The organism is Bartonella sp. AA1HLJMS (genome assembly GCF_042197445.1).
Taxonomy (GTDB): domain Bacteria; phylum Pseudomonadota; class Alphaproteobacteria; order Rhizobiales; family Rhizobiaceae; genus Bartonella.
Genome location: NZ_JBHIRW010000179.1, coordinates 1 through 1,375, shown reverse-complemented (window position 1 = coordinate 1,375; position 1,375 = coordinate 1). Strand labels below are relative to the sequence as shown.

At 40.2% G+C, this 1,375-nt stretch carries 2 protein-coding genes; both read right to left on the bottom strand.

Annotated features, from left to right (window positions below; all coding sequences use genetic code 11):
* Positions 1–572: DEAD/DEAH box helicase family protein (locus ACFIQE_RS10405; RefSeq protein WP_375707704.1), on the bottom strand; the 572-nt coding region annotated here is incomplete at its 3' end.
* Positions 494–1,375, bottom strand: an 882-nt coding sequence (locus tag ACFIQE_RS10400) for a DEAD/DEAH box helicase family protein (RefSeq protein ID WP_375707703.1), incomplete at its 5' end; no start/stop codon positions are given. The genes ACFIQE_RS10405 and ACFIQE_RS10400, both read right to left, overlap by 79 nt.

Genomic DNA, 1,375 nt, shown 5'->3' with positions numbered 1-1,375 from the left:
TCCATTTTGGTAAGGGCTCTATAACAGCCATTAATCTTGGTCCTATCGTCAAGAATAAGTTCATAATTCTTATCGGTTATCAGATGTTGAATGGATTGGCTTACTTCTTCTTCGTTGACAACTAATATGATAACTTTACAAGGTGCTAACAGCTTATCCTCTAAAGCACGTGAAAAGTTGTAAGTGTAAAGTTGTTTGCCATAGAGTTTTTCATTATCCATGGACACCAAAACGTTATTGGATAAGAAAGCATTCCTTTTCAGCTTGTCACTAAAGATCTTTGGGGTTGCTGTCATGTAGAGGCGTTTTTTGCCTCGAATAATGCTATTGTCATGAACCTTGATAAATTCAGATTCATGCTTTTCTGTTCCCAACACAACACCAGTTGTTCTATGGGCTTCATCACAAATGATCAGATCAAATTCAGGTAACCCATGGGTATTTTGTGCATCCGAAATCACTTGAATGGAATGATAGGTTGAAAAGATAACCGTCATTGCATCTGCGAGGTTTTCGCAAGCTTCTTTGGCAAGGGCTGTGCATCCGTGGTAGCAGGGAGAACAAGATCTGATGTTTCCATACCAACAATATCATCTTGGTTTTTACGACGCTTGCCTACTTTTGTATCCGAACACACAGCAAAAGAACGCAAAGGTACTTGTGCATCGGCTGTCCATTCACGGATCGTTTGCGAGACTAAAGCCAGAGAAGGCACCAGAAACAAAACACGCTTGCCTTTTCCAGCAAGGGTTTCTGCTATCTTCAAACTGGTGAAAGTTTTCCCCGTTCCACATGCCATAATCAGCTTGCCACGGTCTGCTTCTTGTAAACCTTCACAGACTTTCTTGATGGCTTCTTCTTGATGGGGACGAGGCTCTTTTGTTGATTTCAGAACCACTTCTTGTTTTGTTGCAAATATTTGCCAATCTATCCGACTGTTTTCCATATGACGAAGGTCAATACGATAAACGGGTATCGCTTGTCCTTTAATCATGGCATTCACATTGTCACTTAATTCCACTTCCGTACTATCAACGAGAAGGCGATATTTAAAGATGTCTTTTCCAGAGGCAGCGATAAAGCTATCAATATCCTTTTTACTGATCTGATGGTCTGCTTGATAAAACTTACATTGAATAGCCACATAACCTTCTTGATGACGAAGCTTAGCAACTAGATCAATACCGATATCATTTTTATTCCAACCTTCATGCTCTTTAGCCCATTCATAATAGCTCTCAACCGTTTCATATCGTCCAAAATGGAGAGGGTCATGCATAAGATAAGCCATGACAAGATTTTCAAACAGCGTTCCCAATTCACGGGGTGATTTTGCTTGTTGACGATAATATTCTAAGAGAGAGCGTAAAGTGAC